Here is a 26,057-nt window from a genome sequence, read left to right on the forward strand (position 1 = left end):
ATGCTCAGAAATCGATGCCGCGCCGTGCCTTGAGACCATGATTGAAGCCGTGGCGAATCTCGGTCATCTCGGTGACGGTATCGGCACAGGCAACGATTTCACGATTGGCATTGCGCCCGGTGATGATCACGGTCTGTTCTGCTGGGCGATTCTCGAGTGCCGTCATCACCTCCTCCAGCGGCAGATAGCCGAACTTGACCATGTAGGTCAGCTCGTCGAGCACCACCAGATAGACGCTGTCATCGCGCATCAGGCGCTGCGCTTGCTGCCACACGGCCTGACAGGCAGCGGTATCGGCTTCACGATTCTGGGTATCCCAGGTGAAGCCGGTGGTCATGGCATGCACTTCGAGATTGGCATCCTCGGCGAGCCGTTCGCGCTCGCCGCATTCCCACAGCCCCTTGATGAACTGGATGACCCCGACCTTGTAGCCATAGCCCAGCGCGCGGGTGATGGTGCCCCAGGCGGCGGTCGTCTTGCCCTTGCCGTTGCCGGTGAACACCAGCAGCTGGCCGCGCTCCTCAGTGGCCTGCGCCACCTTGTCATCGACATGCGACTTGAGCTTTTCCATCGCGACCTTGTGGCGGGTATTGCGGTCCGTCATGCGTATGCTCCGTGAGTCAAAGGCACAGCATCGACCCGGGGGCGGTGCCCTGATCGGTGCTGTGCCATGTGTGGCTGGCTATCGTCCGAGGCTCTTCGAAAGAGGTGCCCCGGGAAAGCCGATCAGAAGAAGAAGGTGACGCCGCCTTCCACATAACGGCCCTGGGTGTTGTAGCCATTGACCAGCTGATATTCGCGATCGAAGACGTTATCCAGCTTGGCGCTCAGCTTGACGTTCGGCATCACCTGCCAGCTGGTGCGCAGGTCGACCACGCCATAGCCGGCAGTGCGCGTGTCGGTGTAGGTGTCTGCGTCAGTATCGCTGCGGCTGGCGCTGCCTCGAAGCGTAGCGCCGAAGCTCCAGTCGTCGAGGGCGTAATCGGCGTCCAGACGCGCAAAGCGTTGTGCTCGGCGCTTCAATTGCTCACCGGTATCGCGGTCCTCCGGGTCCTGCCAGGTCATGGCAAGGTTCACGCTGAGCGCATCACCTTGCCAGCCACTGCTCAGTTCGATGCCACGGATGCGTGAACGATCGATATTGATCGGCATGAAATCGGCACCTTCGTAGCTGATCAGATTGTCGATATCCGTCTGGAAAGCATTGACGCCTACGTGCCACCGCTGCTCCTGCAGACGCCAGAAGAGTTCGGCCGTCGTGGAGGTCTCGGCATCGAGATCCGGGTTGCCGGAGCCGTAGGGGCTGTAGAGGTCGATCAGGTTCGGTGCCTTGAATGCGCTGGAATAGCTGGCACCGAGCTGTTGCGCGGCCGTCAGATCATAGGCGTAGCTGGAGCCGCCCGTCATCTGATGGCCATATCGATTGTCGTCGTCGTAACGCAGGCTGGTCGTGACGTGGTGACGCTGTTGCTGAAGATGCCAGCTGCCGTAGACGCCGGTGGCATAGCGGCTATCGACGCTGTAGCCCTCGGCGGTGAAGTAGGGGCCATCGGCATCCAGGCTTTCCTCGCGATGGTCCACCCCCAGACTGAGCGTGCCGAGGTCGGTGTAGAAGTCGTGGCGCAGGCCGACCTCGTTGCGGGTGCTGGCGACACGCCCGGCATCGCTGCCGGCTTCGGTGTTCTCGTACTCGTCCCGCGTGCGTGCCACGCTGACCGTCATGTCCCAGTTCGGGTTCAGGTGCGTCAGCAGGCTGGCATCCAATACCATCTGGCTGCCTTCGCCGTGGCAGTCTTCCGAGGCACTGAAGCTGCTGTCGTAGCAGTCGTCATAGTCGTAATCGGTCTCGGTGTTGGCGACGCCGAGGCTGAGCGTGGCCTGCTGACCGAAGTCGTGGCCAAGACGCAGTTCGGCGCCCGTGGCCTCGTAGCCATCATCTTCACTGCCGGTATCGCGGGCCGAGAAGCCATCGCTCTCATCATGATGGAGATTGGCCGAGAGGCGCGTGTCGTCTTCCACTGAGCTGAACTGGGCGTTCTGGCGGAAGGTGCCGTCGCTGCCGGCACGCAGGGTGACTTCTGCATGCTGACCGACTTCGCTGCCGCCACGCGTGATCAGGTTGATCACACCGCCGATGGCATCGGCGCCGTAGACGCTGGCGCGCGGGCCACGCACGATCTCGACACGCTCGACGGCAGCGAGTGGCAGGAATTCGAAATGCGCCAGGCCATCGGCACTGTTGGCGACGCGCTGACCATTGACCAGAATCAAGGTGTGGTCGGACTCGGTACCGCGCATGAAGAGGCTGGTCTGGCTGCCCATCGGGCCGCTGCGAGCGACCTCGATGCCATTGCGTGACTGCAGCAGATCGACCAGCGAACTGGCCTGCAGGCGATCGATCTCGTCACGCGTGATGACTTCCGTGCTGGCCAGGACATCATTCTGCAGCTGTGGAATGCGATTGGCGGTGACCTGAACGGTATCCAGGTCCTCGGATGAATCGGTGGTCAGCGTATCAGCAGCGACGGCGGGCGGGGTCAGCAGCAGCAGGCTACCGACGAGAGTGAAGCTGGCCTGCGCGGATGCGCGACCACGAGTGTTGTTGTGTTTCATGAATGATCCTCAGGCGTCAGACGCAATGAGGAGGACAGGCGTGACAGGGTGCGCGAGCACACGCCCCCGCACGCGCCCTGATCAATCAGGCCCGTCGCGGGAGACTTGCCACTGGTGAGGCCCTCCGCATCAACCAGTGTGGAAGCGAGGGCCGGTCTCCGGACTGACGCCTGGTGGACTCCAATGGCAGGAGTCTCACCCCCTCATGCGCCTTCCCACCTCCTTCCCTTGGGGGAGGCCTGCATGACAGGTCCTCCCGGAGGCAGTGGCTGGCCGTGTCGATCTTGTCGATCGTGGTCGACCTGCATGAGCGTTGCGATCACCGTTGCGGGGGCAGTACGGGGTTTTCACCCGTTTCCCGAACACCCTGGCTTCAACGTGAACCATTGTCTGGGGCGGGGGTGAGGGAGTCAATCGGCAAACCGGCGTTGCGCTGGCTGCCACCCAGGGCCGCTCAGTCGCAGCCATGCAGGGTGAGAAGTCAGAGGGCGAGCAGAGAGTAAGCAGAGGCTAAGTCATAGGGTGCCAGATACGACAACGCCCGCACGGGGCGGGCGTTGTCGAGATGCCAGTCTGTCCAGATGGCGGTGTCCGCTCCATGGAAGCTCGCTTGCAAAAGCTTGCTCTACAGTCGCGTGTTCTCTGGCAACTGGCTCACAAGCGATCATCTCTAGAGAGACAGGAACAGACCGGCGAGACTCGCTGACATCAGGTTGGAGAGGGTGCCGGCGAGAATCGCCTTCATGCCCATCTGTGCGATATCACCGCGACGGTTCGGCGCCATCAGCCCCAGGCCGCCCATCAGGATGGCGACGGAGGACAGGTTGGCGAAGCCGCACAGCGCGAAGATGATGATGGCTTCAGAGTGCTCGGACAGCTTGATCTGGTGGCTGGCGAGATCGGCGAAGGCGACGAACTCGTTGAGCACCAGCTTCTGACCGATGAAGCTACCCGCCTGGATGGCTTCGTGCCACGGCACGCCGATGACCCAGGCCACCGGGGCAAAGGCATAGCCCAGCAGCAGCTGCAGCGTGATGTCTTCATAGCCGAATAGGCCGCTGACCCAGCCGACGATGATGTTGCCCAGCGCGATCAACGCGATGAAGGCCAGCAGCATGCCGCCGACATTGATCGCCAGCTGCACGCCGGAGGCCGCGCCGGAGGCGGCGGCATCGATGACGTTGGTCGGGCGATCGATGTCCTTGCCCAGTGCTTCTTCGACGCTCTGGGTCTTGGTTTCGGTCTCCGGGATCAGCATCTTGGCCATCAGCAAGCCACCCGGCGCCGCCATGAAGGAGGCTGCCAGCAGGTACTTGAGGTCGATGCCCAGTGAGGCATAGCCCACCAGTACGGAACCGGCTACCGAGGCCAGGCCACCGGTCATCACGGCGAACAGCTCCGAGCGGGTCATGCCGGCAATGAACGGGCGCACGACCAGCGGGGCTTCGGTCTGGCCGACGAAGATGTTGGCGGCCGCGGACAGGGACTCCGGACGGCTGGTGCCGAGCACCTTCGACAGACCGCCGCCGAGTACGCTGATCACGACGTTCATCACGCGCAGGTGATAGAGCACCGCGATCAGTGACGAGAAGAACACGATGATCGGCAGTACGCGCAGCGCGAACACGAAGCCGCCGCCGCCGAAGACTTCGAACATCTTGTCGCTGACCAGGCCGCCGAACAGGAAGTCCATGCCGACGTTGGCACTGGACATTACGGCCTGTACACCTTCGCTGAGCCCAAGCAGCATGCTCTTGCCAGCAGGCACGTAGAGCACGAAGATCCCCAGCATCGCCTGGATGGCAAAGGCACCCAGCACGGTGCGCAGACTGATGGCGCGTCGGTTTTCAGAGAGAAGGAAGGCAATCCCCAGCAGGGCTAAGATGCCCACCAGGCCCATGACGATCTGCATCAAGCAGCTCCTGAATGCGTAGGTGTTACGTTGAGGACAAGGCAATAGCGCTGGCCACAGGACGTATGGCCAAAACTGGCGCGTACTCTACCAGTATTTTTGCCCTCTGTCGGAGTCTGCCACTAACGTTTGACGCATTTTTTGTGAATCGTGCGAGGCGTGCCTGCGTCAACACGCACGAGGCCCGCCATGAGCGAGCCTCGTGCTTTCCCCTTGGTACCGTCGTGATATTCCGACGTGATGCTGAGTCTATCCCCCTGTCAGGTGCCGGCGCCCGGCAGTCGACTGGCCGGCAGAGGGCCAGACCCCGAGTCCGGCGGCGTCCGTGAAGTCTGTGATGACTTGCCGGCCGTGTCCTTGTCGGCCTGGGGAGTCTCCGTATTGTCGGTCCTGGGCTGGGAAGACTTGTTCAGCTCCGGCGAGTCGGCATGGATCAGGCTGATCAGCGTCTCGCCAGCCTTTGGCTCCAGTGCCACGGCCGTGTTGGCGATCCGGATGCGGCCCTGACTGCTGATGCAGAACAGCGGCAGCAGGCGCTCTTCATGAATCCTGCGGTAATCCTCGAGGCTGAAGCTCTCGGTGATGCGGGCGCGTCGGAACTGTGCACCCTGAGACAGCAGGCTCGCCAGCTTGGCATAGGTGATCTTGCCATCGAACAGCAGCGGCAGATGCCCCAGCGCCTGGTCCTGCTGGCGCTTGGCATTCTTGCCATTGTCCTCGGCGAGTCGGAAGACACGCCCGTGGCCCAGGATGTGCTCGAAGTGCAGCGCGGCCAGGCTATTGAGTTCGCGATAGGGCGACAGCGGCATCAAGTGGCCGATACCGGTCAGCTCGAGATGCTGGGCGGCATGTTCAGACAGCGGGTTGCCGTAGTAGACCGGCAGACCCGCCATGCGCGCTTCCTGCACCGCGTCCCAGTTGGTATCGGTCAGGCGCACCGAGAAGCCGGCGTCGACCAGTTCACGGGCGACCTGGCGTGATACCGAGTTGGCGCCCAGGATCAGGAACCCCGAGGGCGGTGGCTCGCCGACGCCCAGCACCTTGACGATGGGGCGCGACAACAGACTCTGGACCACCACCGTGCCGATGATGACCAGGAAGGTCATCGGTACCAGCATCTCGGCGCCCTCGATGCCCTGGGATTCGAGCTTGAGGGCGAAGAGCGAAGCGACCGCTGCCGCGACGATGCCGCGCGGCGAGAGCCAGGCCAGCAGGGCCTTCTCGCGTAGCGTCAGCCCACTGCCCAGGGTACACAGCCAGACCGTCAGGGGGCGTGCGACCCACATCAACACCGCCAGGAAGATCCACGCCGGCCACGACAGCAGGGACAGCTGCTCGACGGTCAGGCGCCCCGCCAGCAGCAGGAACAGTCCCGAGATCAGCAGAACCGTCAAGGTTTCCTTGAACTCGATGATCTGCTGGGTCGGTACACCGCGCATGTTGGCCAGCCACACGCCCATCACGGTGACGGTCAGCAGGCCGGATTCATGGAACAGGGTGTTGGAGATGGCGAACAGCCCCAGCATCACCATCAGGGTGCCGAAGTTGTGCAGCTTCTGCGGCAGCCAGAAATGACGCAGCACCAGCCCCCAGCACCAGCCACCCAGTGCCCCCATGCCGAGCCCAAGGCCCACTGTCTGGGCGAACAGCAACAGGGTGTGCGAGGCCGCATTGCCGGTCATGCCGAGCGCGACGTACTCGTAGACCAGTACCGCCAGCAGCGCGCCGACCGGGTCGATCATGATGCCTTCCCAGCGCAGGATCTGGGTCAGGTTGCCGCGCGCGCGCAGCGTCTGCAGCAGCGGCATCACTACCGTCGGGCCTGTCACCACCAGCAGGGCGCCGAGCACGGCGGCCATCTCCCAGCGCATGTCGAGCAGATAGTGGGCGGCCACGGTGCCGATCACGCCGGTGATCACCACGCCGGTGGTGACCAGTCGTCTGACGATATGGCCATGGCCGCGCAGGTCCTTGAAGTCCAGCGTCAGGCTGCCCTCGAACAGGATGACCGCCACCGCCAGCGAGACCAGCGGGAACAGAAGGTCGCCGAGCAGCTCATCCGGCTTCAGCCAGCCCGTGACGGGGCCAGCGAGGATGCCGACGATCAACAGCGGCAGGATGGCGGGCAGACGCATGCGCCAGGCCAGCCACTGGCAGCCGAGGGCCATCAGACCGATCAGGGTCAGGGCCAGAGCAGGTTCGGTCATCGAGTGTCTTCCTTGGAGTCAGCGAAAATGAGCGGTGCCACTGTTGCGGTCACCGCTCATCGTTTCGTTGTGTCTCAGCCGTCTGTCAGTGGCCCTTGCTTCTGCTTGTCTGCACAGGCTTGAAGCAGGGGGCAGGCGCCACTCAGGTGCCGCGTGGCAGGCCGAAAGGGCGCAGCCTAGCGATTGATTCCGTGGTATGCAACGTCGCGTTGCCTTATCGCGCTCTCCTCATTTCCTTCCTCTATCGTACCCACGTGATGGCATCGGGCAGATGCCATCACTCATTGGGCGCGACGCAGCAGCGGCAGCAATGCCTGCAGCGGATGCGGCAACTGACTGCCCGAGAAACGCTTGCTCTGACTGCGGCACGAATAGCCACTGGCGACCAGCTTGCCCTGATTGGCGTCGTCTTCGACCACGGACTTCCACGACAGGTCATAGATGGCACGCGAGGTCTCGAGATTGCGCGCTTCGTGGCCGTAGGTGCCGGACATGCCGCAGCAGCCGGTGGCGATGGTCTCGAGCTTGAGGCCGAAGGCTGAGTAGACCTGCTGCCAGGCCTTGGCCGAGCCCGGAGCATTGGTGCTCTCGGTACAGTGGCTCAGAAGCTTCATGCCCGGGTCCATCTTGCCCAGCACCGTCTTGGTGACGCCGACCGGCAGCAGCTTGCGCAGGCTGATCAGCCATTCCTGCAGCAGCAGGACGTCGGGCACGGCGTCCGGGCCGAGGGTCTTCACGTACTCCTGACGGTAGGTCAGGGTCATCGCCGGGTCGATGCCGACCAGCGGCACGCCGAAGTCGGCGATCGCCTTGAGACGCTCGGCCTGGGCACGCGCGGTACGCTGGAAGGCGCCGGTGAAGCCCTGTACCTGCAGCGGCTTGCCGTTGGGGGCAAAGGGCGCGACGAAGACATGGATGTCGAGTCGCGACAGCAGCTCGATGATGTCGATCACCAGCTGGGCCTCGAAGTGGCTGGTGAAGGCATCCTGCACCAGGATCACGCTTCTGGCCTTCTGAGATTCGGTCAGACGGCCCAGCTGGGTAGGTGTCGCCTCGGACACACCCCAGCTCTTGAGCTGTCTGCGCAGGCTGGCGCGTGACAGGCGCGGCGCATCGACCATACCGATCGGGCCTTCCAGCAGACGACTGACCAGGCGATTGGACAGCAGGCCGTTATACAGCGGTGTGACGCGCTCGGCCCACGGCAGCACGAATTCGAGGCTGCCGATCAGGTAATCGCGCAGTGGGCGCTGGTAACGATGGTGATAGACCTCAAGGAAGCGACTGCGGAAATCGGGCACGTTGACCTTGATCGGGCACTGGCCCGCGCAGGACTTGCACGCCAGGCAGCCGGACATCGCTTCGTAGACCTGCTGATCGAAGTTGGCGTCAGACTGACCCTCAGCCTGTGCGGTGCCGGTACGCCGCGCCTTGAGCGAGGCGCTGAGGCGCGCCGGCAGACGTGCCAGCCACATGCCGGTGCCCTTGAAGCCTGGCGTACGCGCAGCCTGGGCCTCGGCGATCACGTCGCGTCCGGCGTTGCCTTCCAGGCGCAGCCACTCACGCATCAGGCTGGCTCGTCCCTTGGGTGAGTGGATGCGCTGGCGGGTCGCCTTCCACGACGGGCACATGGCGTCATTGGGGTCGTAGTTATAGCAGGCGCCGTTGCCGTTGCAGTAGACGGCGCTGGCGTATTCCTGCCACACGCGCTCATCGATCTGGCGGTCGAGATCGCCGCGCATGGTCACGTCATCGATACGCATCAAGCGGGGGTCGAAGGCCTCGACGGCGCTGTCAGCGTGATCACGCTTGTCGCTCTCACTGCTCTCTTCGCTGCTCCCTTCGCTGGCCCCAGCGTCACGCTTGCCAGCGTTGTCGACCAGCGCCACTGGCAGGCGCGGGGAGGCGATCTTGCCCGGGTTGAGCTGATTGTGCGGGTCAAAGGCCGCCTTCACATCCTGCAGCGCACCGTAGAGGCTGCCGAAGAAGCGTGGCGAGTACTCTGAGCGCACACCCTTGCCGTGCTCGCCCCACAGCAGGCCACCGTACTTGTGGGTGAGGGCGGCGACCTCATCGGAGATCTCGCGGATCATCGCCTGCTGGGCGGGGTCCTTCATGTCCAGCGCCGGGCGCACGTGCAGCACGCCGGCATCGACATGCCCGAACATGCCATAGCGCAGGCCACGGGCATCCAGCGCGGCGCGGAATTCGGCGATGTAATCGGCCAGATGCTCCGGCGGAACGGCGGTGTCCTCGACGAAGGGCAGCGGGCGGGCTTCGCCGTCGACATTGCCCAGCAGGCCCACCGAGCGCTTGCGCATGCCATAGACACGACCGATCTGCGCGCGACCGCGGGCTTCGGTGAAGCCGAGACGCTCGACGCTGATATCGCTGGCCAGGTGCTCGCTGAAGGCGCGGACCTTGGCATCCAGTACCTCTTCGCTGTCGGCATTGAATTCGATCAGGTTGATGCCGCCGATGGCCGGTGTACCCTCGGCGCTGGCCGGGAAGAATTCCTCGACGCTGTCCCACACGAAGTCCTGCATGGCGAGGTTGAGCACGGTGTCATCCACCGTCTCGATGGAAGTCGGGCGATTGCCCTCGACCGCCATCAGCGCCTTGGCGTCGCGCAGTGCGTCCATGAAGCTTGCATAGCGCAGGTTGATCAGCGTCGAGCAGGGTGCGATGGGCAGCGCATTCAGCTCGGCCTCGACCACGAAGCCCAGCGTGCCCTCGGCGCCGCACAGCAGGCTGTTGAGGTTGAAGCGACCATCGGCCTCGCGCAGGTGGGCGAGGTCGTAGCCCGTCAGGCAGCGGTTGAGCGGCGGGAAGATGTCGGCGATTTCCTCGGCGCGCTCGTCGGCGATGGCACGTGCGGTGCGGTAGACCTCACCGACGCGATCCTCACGCGCGCACAGTGTCTCGAGCTCGGCGCCGTCGATGGCATGGCTCGTCAGTCGTGTCCCGTCGAGCAGGACGCTGTCGAGCGCCAGCACGTGGTCACGCGTCTTGCCGTATTCGCAGCTGCCCTGACCGGAGGCATCGGTATTGATCATGCCGCCAATGGTGGCGCGGTTGGAGGTCGAGAGTTCCGGCGCGAAGAACAGGCCATGCGGCTTGAGCGCGGCATTCAGCTGGTCCTTCACCACGCCGGCCTCGACGCGCACGCGACGGTTCTCGACATCGATCTCGAGAATGCGGTTCATGTGCCGCGAGACATCCACCAGCACGCCGTCATTGAGTGACTGGCCATTGGTACCGGTACCGCCGCCGCGTGGCGCGAGGGTGACGCCCGAAAAGCGTGGCTCGTGGGAGAGGCGCGCGATGCGCTGGACATCCTCGGCATGGCGCGGGTAGACCACGGCCTGAGGCAGCACCTGATAGAGCGAGTTGTCGGTCGACAACACGGTGCGGTTGGCGTAGTCCGGACTGATGTCACCGGCAAAGCCTGCATCTCGCAGGGCGGCCAGGAAGTCCAGATAGAGGGAATCGACGGGGGCGGGCATATCCAGCAGGCGTTCGGTCATGATCTCGCTCGGGCAGTGAGTCGCGTCAGGCAGGCATCCAGGGCCAATGGGCCTAAGCTTACCTGAGCTGGGCGTGTGGCCCCAGCCCAGCGCGGCATTGCATCACTCGCGAGACGGGAATTCAGGTGAAAGGAGTGAGGAATGACTACGCTGTGAGGAGTCATAAAATCAAGGTGTGTGCGTCAGAATCCAAGCCACAAGGGGGGGCGATGTGCACATGCTGCGGGCGATTGTCAGGCGTCAGTCGCCGCTTCAGTGGTACCGTTGGCATCGCAAGGCAGACTGTCACGCCACATCCCCTCTGCTTCTTTCCTTGAAGCTGTCTTCCCCCTTCCGCTGAGTCATCAGGAGTTAGCTCATGACATCGTCCACCTATTCCTCGACCTCCACCTGTCATCGCGAGTCTCGCCAGCCGCCCACGCGATTGGGAGTGCTGGGGGTGGGGGAGTTGGCGGAGTCATTGCTGGTCGCGTTGGCGCGCGGTTGTCAGCGTGAAGGACGTTCGCGGCATGAACTGGAATTTCATCTCTCGCCACGCAATGACGTGCGCAGTCACCGACTGGGCTGGCGCTTCGGTGCCATCCGGCACGTAAGCAATGTTGCGGTGTGCGAAGCCAGCCTGTGCGTGCTGGTCGGCGTGCGGCCGCAGCAACTGGAAGCGCTGGCCATGGAACTGCGTGAAAATCGCGCTCTGAGCAAGGATCATCACCTGATGGTGATGGCGGCCGGAGTTTCACTAACTGACCTGCAGCGTTGGTTTGCACCGGCCAGAGTCGTACGGGTGATGACGGGGCTGGCAGTGTCCGAGGGGCAGAGTGCTCTCACGTTGTACCCGGAAGACTCACTCACGCGAGATCTGCTCGGTCCGGCAGTCCGGCAAGCGGTTGCCTTCAATGAAGAGGCCGCCTTCGAGGCCAGCATGCTGGCAGTCTGCATGAATGCCTGGCAGCTGGCCCAACAGCAGGCGTTGCTTGATTGGTTCCAGACTGTCCCGGGCATCACCGGGCCTCAGGCCCGCCAGTTGTTGATGACCCAGATGCGTGATGCCCTTGCGCTGATGGAAGCCCACCCCGATACCCCGCCGGGTGAGCTTGCCTCGCGCATCGGCACACCTGGCACCTGGACGGCACGCGGACTTGAGCAACTAGGGGGCAAGGAAGGTGCTCATCGTCAATGGCAGCAAGTGCTGGAGGGGCTGAGAAGCGAATTGAACTGATTCCAGCGCTGTCGATCATCTCGGGCAGCGAGTCATGTTTTGTTGAACTCGCCTTTCCCATGTCCCGAGTTCCCCGCATGCCGTGATTTTCTTACACTGGCAGTTCATGACATGCCTCGGATATGGCGGTGTGCCTGAGGCATGATCTTTTTATGGACAGCTAGATGAGCCGTTGGCGGCTCATGACATGAGGCAGATGCGAAACATGGGAACCTGGTTGGCAGTAGCAACGGGCGGTGCCATCGGGGCGCTGGGCCGGTATCTTGTCAGTGGCTGGATCGTCGGCGCCGCCGGGCGTGGTTTCCCGTGGGGGACCCTTGGTGTCAATCTGATCGGCAGCTGCCTGATGGGTTTCCTGTTCATCTGGGTGACCCAGGAACTCAAGCTGGCCCCCGTCTGGCAGGCGATCATGGTGGCCGGCTTCACCGGTGCCTTCACCACCTTCTCCACCTTTGCCCTCGAGGCGCTCAATCTGATGATGAGTGGACGCATGCTGGCGGGGCTGGTCTATGTCGCCGTCAGTGTGGTGGCGTGTCTGGGCATGGTCGCGCTGGGCATGAAGATCGCACGCGTCCTGCTGTGATTCCCGTCGCTGCGCGCGCCAATCCTGTCGCCTGGGCGGCTGCGAAGCAGGGCCTGGCTGAGGTAGACTATTGCGCATAACCTTTCCGCGCCGCGATGCGGCCTGAGTGATCCGACGAGAGAGCCTTCCCACATGCTGGACCCGAAACTTCTGCGCGCTGATCTTGAAGCGACTGCCGAGCGCCTCGCACGTCGTGGCTATCAGCTGGATACCGAAGCCTTTGCCGCGCTGGAAGCGCGCCGCCGTGACCTGCAGGTCGAGACGGAATCCCTGCAGAACGAGCGCAACACCCGCTCCAAGTCCATCGGTAATGCCAAGGCACGCGGCGAAGACATCGCGCCGCTGCTGGCAGAAGTCAGTGATCTGGGCGAGCGTCTCGACGCCGCCAAGTCCGAGCTCAATGAGCTGCAGGCCAAGGCCGACGCCATGGCGGCCAGCCTGCCGAACCTGCCGGACGCCGAAGTGCCGGAAGGCGCTGATGAAAGCGACAACGTCGAGCTGCACCGCTGGGGCACGCCGCGTGAATTCGACTTCGACGTGCGCGATCACGTCGACCTCGGTGAGCTCAAGGGCCAGCTGGACTTCGAGCTGGCGGTCAAGATCACCGGTTCACGCTTCGCCGTGATGCATGGCTCCATCGCGCGCCTGCACCGTGCGCTGGTGCAGTTCATGCTCGACAAGCAGACGCTGGAGCATGGCTACGAAGAATATTACGTACCCTATATCGTCAACCGCGACTCCCTGATGGGCACCAGCCAGCTGCCCAAGTTCGAGGAAGACCTGTTCAAGCTCAACGACGATCGTGATTTCTTCCTGATCCCGACCGCCGAAGTGCCGCTGACCAACATGGTGCGTGACGAGATCATCGACGCCGGCAGTCTGCCGCTCAAGTTCACCGCCCATACCCCGTGCTTCCGCAGTGAAGCCGGTGCCTATGGCCGTGATACCCGCGGCATGATTCGCCAGCACCAGTTCGACAAGGTCGAGATGGTACAGGTCGTCGCGGCGGAGAAGAGCGACGAAGCTCTCGAAGAGATGCGTGGCCACGCCGAAGCTATCTTGCAGGCGCTGGAACTGCCGTACCGTGCCGTGACCCTGTGCACCGGCGACATGGGCTTTGCCGCCGCCAAGACCTACGACCTGGAAGTCTGGCTGCCGAGCCAGGCGACCTACCGCGAGATCTCCTCCATCTCCAACTGCCGTGACTTTCAGGCGCGCCGCATGCAGGCGCGTGTGCGTGTCGAAGGGCAGAAGAAGCCGCAGCTGGTGCATACCCTGAATGGGTCCGGCCTGGCCGTGGGCCGTTGCCTGGTCGCCGTGCTGGAGAACCATCAGAACGCCGATGGCTCCATCAGCGTGCCGCAGGCGCTGCGTGGCTACATGGGTGGAGTGGAAATCATCAACGTCTGAGGTGCGTGAATCGCCGTGGTGGATTCTCGCGACAAGGCCCCCGCTTTCCCATGAAAGCGGGGGCCTTCGTTTATCGCGGAGATAGCGTCCTTGCCCGATCACACCACTCATTGCCCCCTCTGCGTGACTACAACGTAGCATCAGGGTTGTTATTCTTATTGGTTATTTTAGAGAGTGGTTTTTATGCTCTAAAATGCGACCCATCGAAGGCTGCTCCCCAGCCTCGCCGCGTTTGTGGATGTGCCCCATGGAATTTCTCAATCTCTCCTGTGACCCCTCACGACTCCAGTTGTGCCTGATCGGTGGCGGCCAGGAGGCTGTCGCGCTGGCTGAGCGTTTCGCCGGCCTCGGTGCGGACCTGTGTGTCTACGGTGATGCCCGCATGCCGATGCTGGAGACCCTGTGTGGTCGTGAAGGTTGGGAGGTTGCCGATACCCTGTTGCCCGTGCCGGCCCCCGGCCAGCTATGGCTGGTCGCCACCGGCAGCGAAGGGCGCGATCGCGGCATCCTGCGTCATGCGCGCGAGCAGCACGTGATGGTGTTCGCGCCTAGCCACCCCCGGGACTCCAGCGTTCGCCTGCCGCCGCGCCTGGTGGCAGGCGAGGCGGTGTTGCCCGTGAAGGAGGAGGACCGCTTCACGGGCACGCATGGCCAGGTGGCGTTGGTCAGCGCGGGGCCGGGCGATCCAGAGCTGCTGACGCTCAAGGCGCTGCGCCATCTGCAGCAGGCCGATGTCATCATTCACGATCGCCTGGTCAGTCATGAGATTCTGGCGCTGGCCAAGCCACAGGCGCGTCGCCTGTACGTCGGCAAGGCGCGCAGCGATCACAGCGTGCCCCAGGAAGGCATCAATCAGGCGCTGGTGGATTACGCCCGCGCCGGGCATCGCGTGGTGCGCTTGAAGGGCGGTGACGCCTTCATCTTCGGACGCGGCGGGGAAGAGCTCGAGACCCTGGCCGGCGCCGGCATCAGTTTCGAGGTGGTACCGGGTATCACGGCGGCTTCCGGTTGCGCGGCTTACGCGGGTATCCCGCTGACCCATCGCGACCACGCCCAGTCGGTACGCTTCGTCACCGGCCATTTGAAGGATGGCAGCTGTGACCTGGATTGGGAGGCGCTGTCGCGTCCGGCCCAGACGCTGGTCTTCTACATGGGGCTTGGCAGCCTGGGTCTGATCTGCGAGCAGTTGATCGCCAATGGTCTGGCGGCGTCCACGCCGATCGCGCTGGTCGAGCAGGGCACTACCGCGCGTCAGCGTGTGCATGTGGCAACGCTGGCCGACATGCCGGCGCAGATCGCCGGTCAGGGCCTCAAGCCGCCGACGCTGATCATCGTCGGGAATGTGGTCAAGCTGCACGATTCGCTCAAGTGGTTCTCGCCGAATGCCAACAGCAGCCTGGGATGGGAAGATGGCAAGCACCCGACGCCGCTGGCCAATGTGGTATCGATCTAGAGCGACCGTAGCGAAAGCGCTGAAAGCAGCGACATGAGCAGTGACCAGACGCCGCCTCGGTAACCCCGGGGCGGCGTCTTGCGTTGTTGGGCTGGTGATCGCGGGCCTGATCATCGTGCTGGCGCATTGCCGGGCGGCTCTTGGGCCAAGGTCGAGATGACGTGGCATCTGATTGCGCCTATTGTTTCAAGCAATCGTTTGAATTCTGCTGAGCGAAACCCGTCGTTCATCACGGGGTGAGAGGCAAGTCTTTCGCGAAAGCCCTAAGCACATGAGTCAGTGAGGACAGTGATATGGCCAAGTATCAGGCGCCACTCAAGGATGCACGCTTCATTCTCGATGAGGTGTTCGCCGCCGAGCGGGAATGGGCGAGCATGGCAGCCACCGAAGAGGTGAATGTCGAGCTGGCCGAGGCGATTCTCGAGGAAGGTGCGCGCGTGACCCAGGCCGAGCTGCTGCCGCTCAACCTGAGCGGTGATGCCGAGGGCGCGCGCTTCGAGAACGGCCACGTCACGACACCCAAGGGCTTCAAGGAGGCCTATCGGGTGCTCGCCGAAGGCGGCTGGATGGGGCTGGGCGGCAATCCTGAATACGGTGGTCAGGGCATGCCCAAGATGCTCACCGTGGCCTTTGAAGAGATGCTCTACGCCACCAATACCAGTTTCGCGCTCTATCCGGCGCTCAATGCCGGTGCCTGTCTGGCGGTGGACAGTCACGCCCCGGAGACCGTCAAGCAGGTGTTTCTGCCGCGCATGTATGCCGGCGACTGGCTGGGCACCATGTGTCTGACCGAGCCGCATTGCGGCACGGATCTCGGCCTGATTCGCACCCGTGCCGAACCTCTCGAGGGCGATGACCCGCTGCTGGGGCTGCCGCGCTATCGTCTCACCGGCACCAAGATCTGGATCACCGGCGGCGAGCACGACATGGTCGACAACATCGTGCATCTGGTGCTGGCCAAGTTGCCGGATGCGCCGCCGGGCACGCGTGGCATCTCGTTGTTTCTGGTCTCCAAGCACCTGCTTGATGCCGACGGCCAGCCGGCGACACCGAATGCGCTCAGCTGTGGTTCCATCGAGCACAAGATGGGCATCAAGGGCAGCGCGACCTGCGTGATGAACTTCGACGGCGCCGAAGGCGTACTGATCGGCGAGCCGCATCAGGGGCTGGCGGCGATGTTCACCATGATGAACTACGAGCGCCTCTCCATCGGTCTGCAGGGGCTGGGGCTGGGCGAGGTGGCCTATCAGAGCGCGATGGACTTCGCCGCCGAGCGCCTGCAGAGCCGGGCACCGACAGGCGCCAAGGCGCCCGACAAGCCGGCCGACCCGATTCTGGTGCATCCTGACGTGCGCCGCATGGCGCTTGAGGTGCGCGTCTGGAACGAGACCGGGCGCGCCTTTGCCGTCTTCGTGGGCCAGCAGCTGGACCGCGTCAAATATCACGCCGATGGCGCGGTGAAGGCCGACGCGGATGCGCTGGTGCAATTCATGACGCCGATCGCCAAGGCGCTGCTGACCGACCGTGGCTTCGATGCCACCGTCATGGCGCAGCAGCTCTATGGTGGCAATGGCTACTGCGTGGAGTGGGGCGCCGAGCAGTACGTGCGCGATGCACGCATCGCGATGATCTACGAAGGTACCAACGGCATTCAGGCGATGGATCTGGTCGGGCGCAAGCTCTACCGCAATCGTGGCGCTCATGTGGCGAGCTTTGCCGCCCTGGTGCGAGCCGAGCTTGATCAGCAGGCCGACGATGCCCAGTCCCGCCCGTTCGCCGAGGCCTGCGAGACGGAGCTTGCGCGTCTGGAGCGAGTATCCGAGCAGTTGCTGGCCCGCGCCGATGACAATCCGGAAGAGCTGGGCGCGGCGGCCTGTGACTTCCTCAATCTGGCGGGGCTGTGTGTCTACAGCTACCTGTGGTTACGCATGGCGCGTGCTGCGGCGCGTGGACTGGCGCAAGCGGGGGCCAGTGGTGAGGGCTTCTATCGCCGCAAGCTGGCGCTCGGGGAGTACTTCGTGGCACGCGTGCTCCCGCGCGCCGTCGCCCTGGAAGCCCAGATCAGTGCTGGCGCCGCGCCATTGATGGCCTTCAGCCTCGAGGATTTCGCGCCGGAGCAATGACGCAAGCCACAAGTCACAAGCCACCGTGACCGTCAGTAGCGTCATATGAAAAGCCCAGCGACCGTGTCAGGTCGCTGGGCTTTTTGTGTTGTCGGAATCCCTGTCCATCGGGCCGTGTCGGCAAGCTTGCATGCCCACTGGCCGCTCATGACCGCTCGGTGGGCTCATCCTGCTTCAGCAGCCAGTCACGCATGGCGGGGAACAGCTCGACCAGCACGAACAGCGGGCCGATCAGCAGCTGACGCAGGTCATCGAGGAAGGCCGGTTTGCGGCCCTCGATACGATGGCCGACGACCTGACCGATCCAAGCGACCACGAAGGCTGCCAGCATCATGGGTGTCACCGGCCAGTTGAGCCCGAGCATCACGAACATCAGCGCCAGGCTTGCCAGAGTCCAGGCGACCATCACGCCAAGCACCCTGAGAGAGAAGCGCGCATAGACGGCCAGGACCGCCAGAGTGACCACGCCACCGGGCAGTATCCATAGACCCAGCCCCGGTTCGCTCGATAGCCCCTGCCCCCCGAGCAGTCTCCACAGCAGAATCAAGCTGGCAGTGAAGATGACAGGCACGCAGACAAGGTGCATACGGATGTTTTCACGATGCTGATGGCTGGCCGCGTAGTGCTCGAGTGCTTCATGCAGACGCCGGTGAGCGGCTGTCTTGACATGAGGGTGCGATAATATACTCATGAGGCATTCTCCAGACAGACATTGAAAATGCCCGCATGCGCAAGTGCGCAGCGGGAACGATGGCGTGTTATGTCAAGGAGCAATGGCGTGAGCCAGCAGGGTCCGGCAACCCTGCTGACTCCTGTCAGCGTAGCGTATTGCCAAGCTGCCAGCCTGTGTCAACACGGAGCTGACTATCGAGTCCGGCGTTTTTCAGGCGTGAAACAAGTGGCCCTGGCCCTTCAGAGGTGAAACTGACCGCAGGCTTCCGGCTGATGCAGGATGGCTTCCAGGCGGATGACGTCACTCTGGCCATCTTCCCGGGGTAGCGTGATCTGCTCGCCAACCGCCATTCCCAGCAGCGCGATGCCCAGCGGCGACATGATGCACAGTGCCAGTGAGGTCTCTTGCTCTTCAGGTTGTGGCAGGTGGCTGCGCAGGGGCATGCACTCACCATCCTCCGGGGTCGGATAGTGCAGTGTCAGCTCGCTATCGCCGGAGCGCGACCCCTTGAGACGCAGGCGGCTACGCATGCTGACGCGGTCTTCGGGGAAGTCATCGGGGGGCACGATCTCTGCCTGGATCAGGCGGCTTTCGAGGCGAAGGGACAGCTCATCATCGTGTTGCTGAGCGTCGATCAGGCGCTGGAGGCGGTCAGCGTCCAGGCGGTTGATGATCAGTCGTTGCCGAGTCATCGTGGGGTTCCTTGTTATCGAGTCACTGCGCGATATCATGCGCAGCAAGACGGCGCCAATCCTGGCTTGGTCAATATGGAGAGACGGACAGGAAATCCATCGGCCGTGATTGTCCATGGATTGTCCGCTAATTAATCCTAGCGGCTTTTGACGGGGTGCGGGAGTCGTCTGATGCCGACAACTTTCATGGCGCTGTCACCCAAGGCTGCCACTCTCACACGAGACTCATCGATGTCGATTCTCTGGATATATCCGCTGGCGGCGCTCGCCGAGATCGCTGGCTGCTTCAGTTTCTGGGCCTGGTGGAAACTGGAACGCAGCCCCGCCTGGCTGATTCCCGGCATGCTCAGCCTGGCGCTGTTCGCCTGGCTGCTTTCACTGGTCGACGTCAGTCACGCCGGGCGCGCCTTTGCCGTCTATGGCGGTGTCTATATCGCCGCGTCCGTGGCGTGGTTGTGGCTGGTCGAGCAGCAATTGCCCAGTCGCTGGGACCTGCTGGGAACACTGGTCTGCCTGGCGGGCAGCGCCATCATCGTGCTGGGCGCCCGTGCGCAATGAGCGTAGATGTCTTTTTTATTAGGATTTTATTAAATAAGTCGGTCGTTGAGCATGAGAGCGCTCATTGTTGGGTATACTGCGCCAGGATGAGGCAATGACCCTCGGGATTCGATCTGACGCAGTGAGGCACCAGCATGCAGTGGGAATGGTTATGGGGGCTGGGCGGCCTTGGCATCGGCGGTTTAATCGGCTTCTGGCTCGGTCGCTGGCGGCCGCGCAGAGAGGAATGGAATCAGGCCGTGCAACCACTGCTATCGGCATTGGTGGAGGCGGAGCCAGACGTTGCGCGTGGTGAGTGGTTGGCGCTTGATCCCTCGCTGCTCGATGCTTTTCGCCAGGTGGCCTCGCGTCGCGAGTTCTATCGCGTCACCAGCGGAATCGAATACGTGAACCTGCAACTCGCCGCGGCGCATGCCGCGCATCATGACCGTGAAGAGCGCCAGCTGTTGATGGATCAGGCGCGTGTCAGTCTGGCCAACCTGCAGGAGAGCCTAAGACGACGCTGAGGTTCGTCGAAACGCACGAATGCCGCACCGCGGATTGTCCGGAGGGCGCAAGGCAGAGGACGCAAAGCAGGAGAGAGTAGAGCAGGTTGTGTGCAAGGCAGGCTGACGCAGAGCGCGGGCGCGAAGCGGATATGGCAACCGACGGGAAGGTACTGACAAGGATGATGGGTGCAGAAGGCATCAGATGACACGACGCATGCACAATAGACAAAAGCGGGAGAACTTGCTGACTGCGCGAGGCAGCTGGGGAACATCAGCAGAGTATGCTGATGGTGCGGAAGGGGGGACTCGAACCCCCACACCTTGCGGCACCAGAACCTAAATCTGGCGTGTCTACCAATTCCACCACTTCCGCGAGAAGCAGGCCTGCATTTTACCCGTGATGCCTTTCAAGTCAATCGCTTGTATCGATTATCACCGGAATTTTCCCGTCTTGCGCCGCGCCTTCAGCGCTTCACTTCGCCATGACATGCTCGCTACGTGATTCCAGCCCGCAGGGCAGTTGCAGATAGCTGGCGGCGCGCTCGGCGGCGTGGCGTGTATTGGAGAGGTCTTCATCGCACATCCACGGCACGACCCCCAGGCAGGGAGCCCGCAGCGTGCGTGACAAGGTTGCCATGTTGTCTTCGCTGACCTCGATATCCGCTTCCAGATGGTTGATGACGTAGCCGGCGATCTCCAGCCCATCGCGCTCGATGGCTTCAAGTGTCAGGCGCGCATGATTGATGCAGCCCAGGCGTAGGCCGACGACCAGAATCACCGGCAAGCCCAGTTCGATGGCCAGGTCCGAGAAATCCTCATCATCGTTCAGCGGTACCCGCCAGCCGCCAGCACCTTCCACCAGCAACAGGTCGCGCGGTGCACTCGTCCGCTGGCCTCGCACATGCGCCGCGATTTTCGCCACCTCGAGCTTGATGCCCACCTGACGCGCGGCGATATGCGGCGCGATGGCTGGCGCGAAGCGCCAGGGGTTGATGCTTTCATAATCGGCTTCCGGTTCGCACTGTGCCTGCAATGACAGGGCATCGGCGTTGACCAGGCCGTCGTGATTCTCGAAGCAGTCAGAGGCCACGGGCTTGAGGCCCAGCGTGGTCAGGCCGCGCAGGCGAGCACGTGCCAGCAGGGCGCTGGCGATGAAGGTCTTGCCGATTTCGGTATCGGTGCCGGTCACGAAGGCGGCGATGCCATGTTCGCCTCGTGCAGGCAAAGCAGTGTCCCGTGTCGAGCTGTCCGCGGTTTTCATATCAGTTTTCATTGTATCCGAGCGAGGCAGGTAATTGCCTTCAAGCAAAGTATCAGTGTTATCCGCACGCAATTCTGAGCGGTTTTTCGAGCACAAGTTCAATGACTTGATAGCTTACAGGCAACCCCTTTGCGGTACGTAGCGTTTCATGTCGCGCCTTGGCCTGCTGCACCTCGGCACGTGTCAGGCGCCGGCCAGTGGCGGTCTGCGCCCCGATGCCCTTGATCGAGGCCATGACCGCGGCGACATCGGGATAGTGAAATACCCGCGGGCGTAACTGCCAGTGGCAGCGCAACCCGGCGGCTTGGGCATGGCGTGCAAGGTGGGCGGCGCTGGGGAAGTGACGCACGGATTCATCTGCGCGCTGCCAGGCGTGGCGTACTTCCTTGAGAGTGCCGGGCCCCAAGGTGTTGATGTGCGCTCGAGCGCCGGGTTTCAAGGTACGTGACAGTTCGACGAGCCATTGCCGAGGGCTATCGCACCATTGCACGGCCAGGCTCGAGAACACCAGGTCCAGACTCGCATCGGCCAGTGGCAGGCGCTCGGCATCTGCGCGCAGCCAGTGCAGACGTTCAGGGCTGCCACTCGCAAGCTCGCTTGTCTGGCGTGCGGCTTCACGCAGCATCTCAAGCGAAAGATCCAGTCCCATACAGCAAGCCTCAGAGTAGCGCTGCGCCAGTTCGAGGGTCCAATGCCCGGGCCCACAACCGAGGTCGAGCACACGGGCGGCGGGCGGCAGCTGCTCAGGGAGCGACGCGAACAGGGTGGCCGCCATGGCGTGCTGCGCCTGCGCCAGAGTGAGGTAGTCGGCAGCGCCGCGGTCAAAGGCGCGGGCAATCTGCTGGCGGCTCGGGGTAGGCGCAAGTGCAGGCGTGAGCGGGGGCGTTGCAGGTTCAGTAGGCGGCACGCTGACGGCTATCGACATCTCAGGCCTCCTCGCTGATGTGCGTGGCGTGTGTGGCGAGGCCCATGCGCGCGAGCAGGGCATCGGCAAGTGCCTCGGTCGCGCTCAATGGCAGGCAGTGGCCCCCCTCGAATTCGGCAACCACCTGGCCCTGCGCGCGCAGCGCTGCACTCAGGCCCGGCGCCAGTAGCGGGTCCTGCTTGCCGAGCCAGAACTCGAGCGGTAACTCTGATGGAGGCGCCAGCGACATCTGGCGACTGGCTAGTTCCGATAGTCCTGCCGCCAGCACTGCTTCGCAACTGACGGGGTGGCGTCCGATCAGTTCGCGCAACTGTCTGAGGCAGTCACGTGCAGAGGTCTCACCACTGGCCTGCCAGCGCAGAAAGTGTTGCCAGCTGGCCGCGGGGTTGCGCGCGTAGGCTTTACGGAAGTCCTCCAGCACCTCTGGTGCCAGGGCGGGAATCATCTGCTCAGCTGCGGCCTGATCGATGAAGCTTGGCCCCATGGACAGCGAGACAAGGGCGGCCGGCGCCTGCTCCTTCGCCAGCGCCTCGGCCCGCAGGGCGCCAAGCGACCAGCCCAGCCACAGGGTGTCGGCGCCGCCCAGTGAGGCGTGCGAGACGGACGGTTCTGCGCCTGCCCGTGACTCGGCTTGCGGGCCTTCTTCTGGCCAATCCGGCGCGATGATTTCCAGCGGGTGCCTTTCAGTTTCATCATCCGTCTCAGTGACGTGAGCGAGGCGTGCATGCAGGCAGGTGATCAAGGGCTGCCAGATGCGTGCATCAATGCCCCAGCCGCTGAACAGCACCAGACGAGTCAGCGTCATGGCGTGACTCCTTCTGAGCTGATGGTTGGGGAAACCGAGCGGGGCTGGGCCTTTTCCGTTGCCAGTACCGCTTCGAGAGCCTCAAGCAGTGCCGCGATATCCTCAACAGTGTGCTCGGCGGAGAAGGTAAAGCGAAGGCGCGAGCTGCCTGAGGGCACCGTGGGCGGGCGGATGGCCGAGACCAGCACGCCGCGCTTGCGCAGCGCCGTGCTCCAGGCCAATGCCCGCGTTTCGCTGCCCAGAATCAGTGGCTGAATCGGGGTCAGCGGGGCGGAGGATGAAATGTTCGTGTCGGCTGGCGTCAGCCCGAGCGCGAGCCCACTGCCCGCCAGCAGATGCGTACAACCCTCACGGAACTGCTGCACGCGAGCCTGCAACTGCTCACGGCGCTGCGGCTCGCGCGCGACGATTTCCAGCGCCGCCAGGGTAGCGGCGGCGACATGCGGCGGTTGCGCGGTCGTGTAGATGTAGGGGCGTGCCAGCTGGATCAGACTTTCGATCAGCGCATCGCTGCCGGCGACGAAGGCGCCGCTGCTGCCGAGCGCCTTGCCCAGGGTGCCGACCAATATCGGTACGTCAGCCAGCGGGGTAGCGCGCCCGACCAGGCCTTCGCCATGCTCGCCCAGCACGCCCAGTCCGTGGGCATCGTCGATCATCAGCCAGGCGCCGTGTCGGGCGCAGGCCTGGCTCAGGCCCGCGATATCGGCGCAGTCGCCATCCATGCTGAACACGCCATCGCTGATCACCAGCTTGTCGTTGGAGCGGGAGCGCGCCAGCTGACGCTCGAGGTCTTCAAGATCGCGATGGTGGAAGCGACGCGAGCGTACGGCAGTGGTGCCGGAGGACGCCAGGCGCGCGCCGTCGAGGAGGCTGGCGTGATTGAGGCGATCATGGAAGATCTCGAGGCTGCAACCGGCCTCGCGCGAAGCACTCGCCAGCGCATCGATCACGCCCAGATTGGCCATGAAGCCGGTAGAGAACAGCAGCGCGCGCGGCCGCCCGGTCAGCTCGGCCAGGCGAGCCTCCAGCTGGTGGTGAGCGCTCTGGTGGCCATTGACCAGGTGAGCGCTGCCGCTGCCGACACCGAATTCACGCGCCGCGCGACAGCCGGCTTCGACCAGTGCCGGGTGGTTGGCCAGCCCCAGATAGTCGTTGGCGGTAAAGTTGAGCAGCCGGCGCGCCTCTGCATCGGCTACCTGCCCGGCGAGGCTGACGTGGGGCCCTTGTGGGGAGTCCAGCGTCAGGCGCCGGCGATAGCGGCCGACCCGCTCACGCTGAGTGAGCAGGTCCTCCAGATGCGTGAAGCTGGCGCTGGACTGAGGGCTGAAGCGCGCGCTGGCGGGCGTGTCGGTGGCCACGAGCGATCAGACCACCAGGCCGCAGGGCTTGCGTTCGCGAACCTGGCCTTCGCTGCTGGCGGGCGTTGCCTCGCGCGTGGCGTCATAGAACAGGCTGCCCTCGACATTGGCGCGTGCCTTTTCTTCCATGGCGGCCTTCAGGGCGGCCTCGCGCACTTCGTCACTGGCGACTTCCTGGCGGGTCTCCGGGTGCAGGCCGAGGCGCTCGAACAGCTCGCGGTCACGGTTGGCCTGCGGGTTGCCGGTGGTCAGCAGACGCTCGCCATAGAAGATGGAGTTGGCACCGGCGAGGAAGGCCAGTGCCTGGGTGGAATCGTCCATCTGCTCGCGGCCGGCGGACAGGCGCACATGACTCTTCGGCATCATGATGCGTGCCACGGCGATGGTGCGGATGAACTCGATGGGATCGAGGTCATCGACATTCTCCAACGGCGTGCCCGCCACCTTGACCAGCATGTTGATCGGCACCGATTCCGGCTGCGGCTCCAGATTGGCCAGCTGACGCAGCAGGCCGGCACGGTCGGTGGTGGTCTCACCCATGCCGAGAATGCCGCCGGAGCACACCTTCATGCCGGCTTCGCGCACGCTGGCCAGGGTGTCCAGGCGCTCGCTGTAGCTGCGCGTGGTGATGATCTCGCCGTAATACTCCGGTGAGGTGTCCAGATTGTGGTTGTAGTAGTCGAGGCCGGCATCCGCGAGCTTCTTGGCCTGATCGGTATCGACCATCCCCAGCGTCATGCAGGTCTCGAGTCCCAGCGATTTCACCTGACGCACCATCTCGGTGACCACCTCGAGGTCGCGCTCACGTGGGCTCTTCCAGGCTGCGCCCATGCAGAAGCGGCTGGCGCCGGCATCCTTGGCGGCACGCGCCTGCTCGACCACCTTCTCGATCTCCATCAGCTTTTCCTTGCCGAGGCCGGTGTTGTAGTGACCGGACTGCGGGCAGTACTTGCAGTCTTCCGGGCAGGCGCCGGTCTTGATCGACAGCAGGGTGGAGACCTGCACCGCATTCGGGTCGAAGTGCTGGCGGTGCACCTGCTGGGCACGGAACAGCAGGTCATTGAAGGGCAGGGCGAACAGCGCCTCGATTTCCGCGACACTCCAGTCATGGCGTACCACGCTGTCATCGGCAGGCGCAGGGATATTCGTGGCTTGTGTGGTCACGCGGGAGGCTTCTACGGTCATGAGCTTGAGGTCCTTCATCAGACGGGCAGAGCGAGAGCGCGCTGAGCCGCTCATCCGTGAGTGAGTCCGGGAGTCGGCAGCCGAGCTGGCAAGTGGCCAGTCAACGCATCGAATAAAGTCAGGTTAACTGAGATGATAGAGTTTCCGCGGATGCTGTCAACGATGAGGAGTCTGCTGGTTGACCACTGGCAGTTGTCGCGACCCTGTGCCTTCTGTCAGCGTCAGCTGACGACAGCCATGCCTGGCGTGACCGAACGACAGAGCGCTTCAGCTTCACCTCCCCGTTCATTGCCTTTGTCACCGACTCACTTGCGTCGTGAGCGAGAGCTGTCATCGCGCCGCGAGTGGTGTGATGCCTGCGAGGCGAGAATCGCGCGCAATCAGCATGCCTGCCCGCGCTGTGCTGAGCCTGTCGCCTCACTGGCCTTGAGTCAGCAGGCCTGTGCTCGCTGCCTGTCATCACCGCCCGCCTTTGCACGCTGCTTTGCACCGCTGCGTTATGAGGGGTTGCTGGCGGGGCTGTTCCAGCGCTACAAGGACCAGCATCAGCGCCGCGCCGGGCGACTGCTGCGCCAACTCATGCAGCGGGAGCTTGCGCACTTCTGCCGCGAGTGGCGCCAGGCGCATCCTCACGGCGCAGTGCTGCTGGTACCGGCAGATGCCTATCGTCGTCGCCAGCGCGGCCATGATGCGCTGGCGGAACTGTGTCGCGGGCTGAGCCCCGCCATTGCTGGCTATCCGCGGGATAGAGCGCGGGTGCGAGACAGACGCATGCCGCAAGAGGCGTCAGTCGCGGAGGCCAGGGCAGCGCCGGATCAGCGCCTGCGGGACCGGCGCGGGCGTCTGAAGGCCCAGCGTGGGCGTTATGACATCGAGGGCCTATTGCCCGAGCACGTGCTGCTGATCGATGACGTCATGACCAGCGGCGCGACGCTCGACAGTCTTGCTCAGGCCTGTCTGCGAGCCGGTGCCCGTGAGGTCGATGCCTGCGTGCTGGCGCGGACTCCCCTGGCCCTGCGCGGTGCGCAGTGACCCGCAATCGCGACACGCAGGGTCCCTCCTGCCGAG

At 63.7% G+C, this 26,057-nt stretch carries 20 protein-coding genes, 1 tRNA gene and 1 riboswitch; of the genes, 8 read left to right on the forward strand and 13 right to left on the reverse strand.

Annotated elements, in window-relative coordinates:
• Window positions 1-4: 4 nt before the first annotated feature.
• The 5 genes from cobO to MKZ40_RS05155 form a co-directional block, all read right to left on the reverse strand.
• On the reverse strand, window positions 5-604 hold the full coding sequence (gene cobO, locus MKZ40_RS05135) for a cob(I)yrinic acid a,c-diamide adenosyltransferase (RefSeq protein WP_175088282.1): 600 nt from the start codon (window positions 602-604) through the stop codon (window positions 5-7).
• 122 nt (window positions 605-726) lie between these two features.
• Window positions 727-2,613, reverse strand: coding sequence for a TonB-dependent receptor (locus MKZ40_RS05140; RefSeq protein ID WP_175088281.1), 1,887 nt, complete (start codon window positions 2,611-2,613; stop codon window positions 727-729).
• Window positions 2,614-2,744: 131 nt separating this feature from the next.
• Window positions 2,745-3,016: riboswitch (cobalamin riboswitch) on the reverse strand.
• 267 nt (window positions 3,017-3,283) lie between these two features.
• A complete protein-coding gene (locus tag MKZ40_RS05145; RefSeq protein ID WP_175088280.1) occupies window positions 3,284-4,525 on the reverse strand; it encodes a NupC/NupG family nucleoside CNT transporter in 1,242 nt (413 codons plus the stop codon).
• Between the two features lie 260 nt (window positions 4,526-4,785).
• The gene (locus MKZ40_RS05150) at window positions 4,786-6,732 is read right to left on the reverse strand and encodes a sodium:proton antiporter (protein WP_175088279.1); all 1,947 of its coding nucleotides are present in this window, start codon (window positions 6,730-6,732) and stop codon (window positions 4,786-4,788) included.
• Between the two features lie 281 nt (window positions 6,733-7,013).
• On the reverse strand, window positions 7,014-10,259 hold the full coding sequence (locus MKZ40_RS05155) for an FAD-binding and (Fe-S)-binding domain-containing protein (RefSeq protein WP_175088278.1): 3,246 nt from the start codon (window positions 10,257-10,259) through the stop codon (window positions 7,014-7,016).
• Between the two features lie 358 nt (window positions 10,260-10,617).
• On the opposite strand from MKZ40_RS05155, the gene MKZ40_RS05160 reads away from it, so the two are divergent.
• From MKZ40_RS05160 to MKZ40_RS05180, 5 genes are all read left to right on the forward strand, one after another.
• The gene (locus MKZ40_RS05160; protein WP_175088277.1) at window positions 10,618-11,475 is read left to right on the forward strand and encodes a hypothetical protein; all 858 of its coding nucleotides are present in this window, start codon (window positions 10,618-10,620) and stop codon (window positions 11,473-11,475) included.
• 196 nt (window positions 11,476-11,671) lie between these two features.
• Complete coding sequence (gene crcB, locus MKZ40_RS05165; protein WP_217485772.1) at window positions 11,672-12,058, forward strand: fluoride efflux transporter CrcB; 387 nt, start codon at window positions 11,672-11,674, stop codon at window positions 12,056-12,058.
• Between the two features lie 132 nt (window positions 12,059-12,190).
• Complete coding sequence (gene serS / locus MKZ40_RS05170) at window positions 12,191-13,468, forward strand: serine--tRNA ligase (RefSeq protein ID WP_175088276.1); 1,278 nt, start codon at window positions 12,191-12,193, stop codon at window positions 13,466-13,468.
• A 247-nt stretch (window positions 13,469-13,715) separates the two neighbouring features.
• Window positions 13,716-14,921, forward strand: coding sequence for a uroporphyrinogen-III C-methyltransferase (gene cobA, locus MKZ40_RS05175; protein ID WP_348994685.1), 1,206 nt, complete (start codon window positions 13,716-13,718; stop codon window positions 14,919-14,921).
• Between the two features lie 293 nt (window positions 14,922-15,214).
• On the forward strand, window positions 15,215-17,044 hold the full coding sequence (locus MKZ40_RS05180) for an acyl-CoA dehydrogenase C-terminal domain-containing protein (protein ID WP_175088274.1): 1,830 nt from the start codon (window positions 15,215-15,217) through the stop codon (window positions 17,042-17,044).
• A gap of 145 nt (window positions 17,045-17,189) precedes the next feature.
• On the opposite strand, the gene MKZ40_RS05185 is transcribed toward MKZ40_RS05180, so the two are convergent.
• Window positions 17,190-17,735, reverse strand: coding sequence for an Mpo1-like protein (locus MKZ40_RS05185; RefSeq protein WP_175088273.1), 546 nt, complete (start codon window positions 17,733-17,735; stop codon window positions 17,190-17,192).
• Window positions 17,736-17,956: 221 nt separating this feature from the next.
• On the reverse strand, window positions 17,957-18,409 hold the full coding sequence (locus tag MKZ40_RS05190; RefSeq protein ID WP_175088272.1) for a nucleoside diphosphate kinase regulator: 453 nt from the start codon (window positions 18,407-18,409) through the stop codon (window positions 17,957-17,959).
• A 171-nt stretch (window positions 18,410-18,580) separates the two neighbouring features.
• On the opposite strand from MKZ40_RS05190, the gene MKZ40_RS05195 reads away from it, so the two are divergent.
• Together MKZ40_RS05195 and MKZ40_RS05200 are read left to right on the forward strand one after the other, a co-directional pair.
• On the forward strand, window positions 18,581-18,967 hold the full coding sequence (locus MKZ40_RS05195; RefSeq protein WP_348994686.1) for a YnfA family protein: 387 nt from the start codon (window positions 18,581-18,583) through the stop codon (window positions 18,965-18,967).
• 134 nt (window positions 18,968-19,101) lie between these two features.
• Entirely contained in the window at window positions 19,102-19,473 is a 372-nt protein-coding gene (locus tag MKZ40_RS05200; RefSeq protein WP_175088271.1) for a hypothetical protein, read from the forward strand.
• 270 nt (window positions 19,474-19,743) lie between these two features.
• On the opposite strand, the gene MKZ40_RS05205 is transcribed toward MKZ40_RS05200, so the two are convergent.
• From MKZ40_RS05205 to bioB, 6 genes are all read right to left on the reverse strand, one after another.
• Window positions 19,744-19,828, reverse strand: a tRNA-Leu gene (locus MKZ40_RS05205).
• 99 nt (window positions 19,829-19,927) lie between these two features.
• A complete protein-coding gene (gene bioD / locus MKZ40_RS05210; protein WP_175088270.1) occupies window positions 19,928-20,716 on the reverse strand; it encodes a dethiobiotin synthase in 789 nt (262 codons plus the stop codon).
• A gap of 58 nt (window positions 20,717-20,774) precedes the next feature.
• Complete coding sequence (locus tag MKZ40_RS05215) at window positions 20,775-21,641, reverse strand: methyltransferase domain-containing protein (RefSeq protein ID WP_175088269.1); 867 nt, start codon at window positions 21,639-21,641, stop codon at window positions 20,775-20,777.
• Between the two features lies 1 nt (window position 21,642).
• Window positions 21,643-22,446 carry an alpha/beta fold hydrolase gene (locus MKZ40_RS05220; protein ID WP_175088268.1) on the reverse strand — a complete coding sequence of 268 codons (804 nt, stop codon included), beginning with the start codon at window positions 22,444-22,446 and terminating at the stop codon, window positions 21,643-21,645.
• Window positions 22,443-23,618, reverse strand: a complete 1,176-nt coding sequence (locus MKZ40_RS05225; RefSeq protein WP_254626964.1) for an 8-amino-7-oxononanoate synthase — start codon at window positions 23,616-23,618, stop codon at window positions 22,443-22,445. Before MKZ40_RS05225 ends, MKZ40_RS05220 begins: the two co-directional genes overlap by 4 nt.
• Window positions 23,619-23,810: 192 nt before the next feature.
• Window positions 23,811-24,989 (reverse strand): biotin synthase BioB, encoded by a 1,179-nt coding sequence (gene bioB, locus MKZ40_RS05230; RefSeq protein WP_175088267.1) that lies wholly within the window; start codon window positions 24,987-24,989, stop codon window positions 23,811-23,813.
• Window positions 24,990-25,298: 309 nt separating this feature from the next.
• Between bioB and MKZ40_RS05235 the strand changes: the two genes are divergently transcribed.
• Entirely contained in the window at window positions 25,299-26,021 is a 723-nt protein-coding gene (locus MKZ40_RS05235) for a ComF family protein (protein ID WP_175088266.1), read from the forward strand.
• Window positions 26,022-26,057: the final 36 nt, after the last annotated feature.

It is taken from the genome of Cobetia sp. BMC6, assembly GCF_029991385.1.
GTDB lineage: Bacteria > Pseudomonadota > Gammaproteobacteria > Pseudomonadales > Halomonadaceae > Cobetia.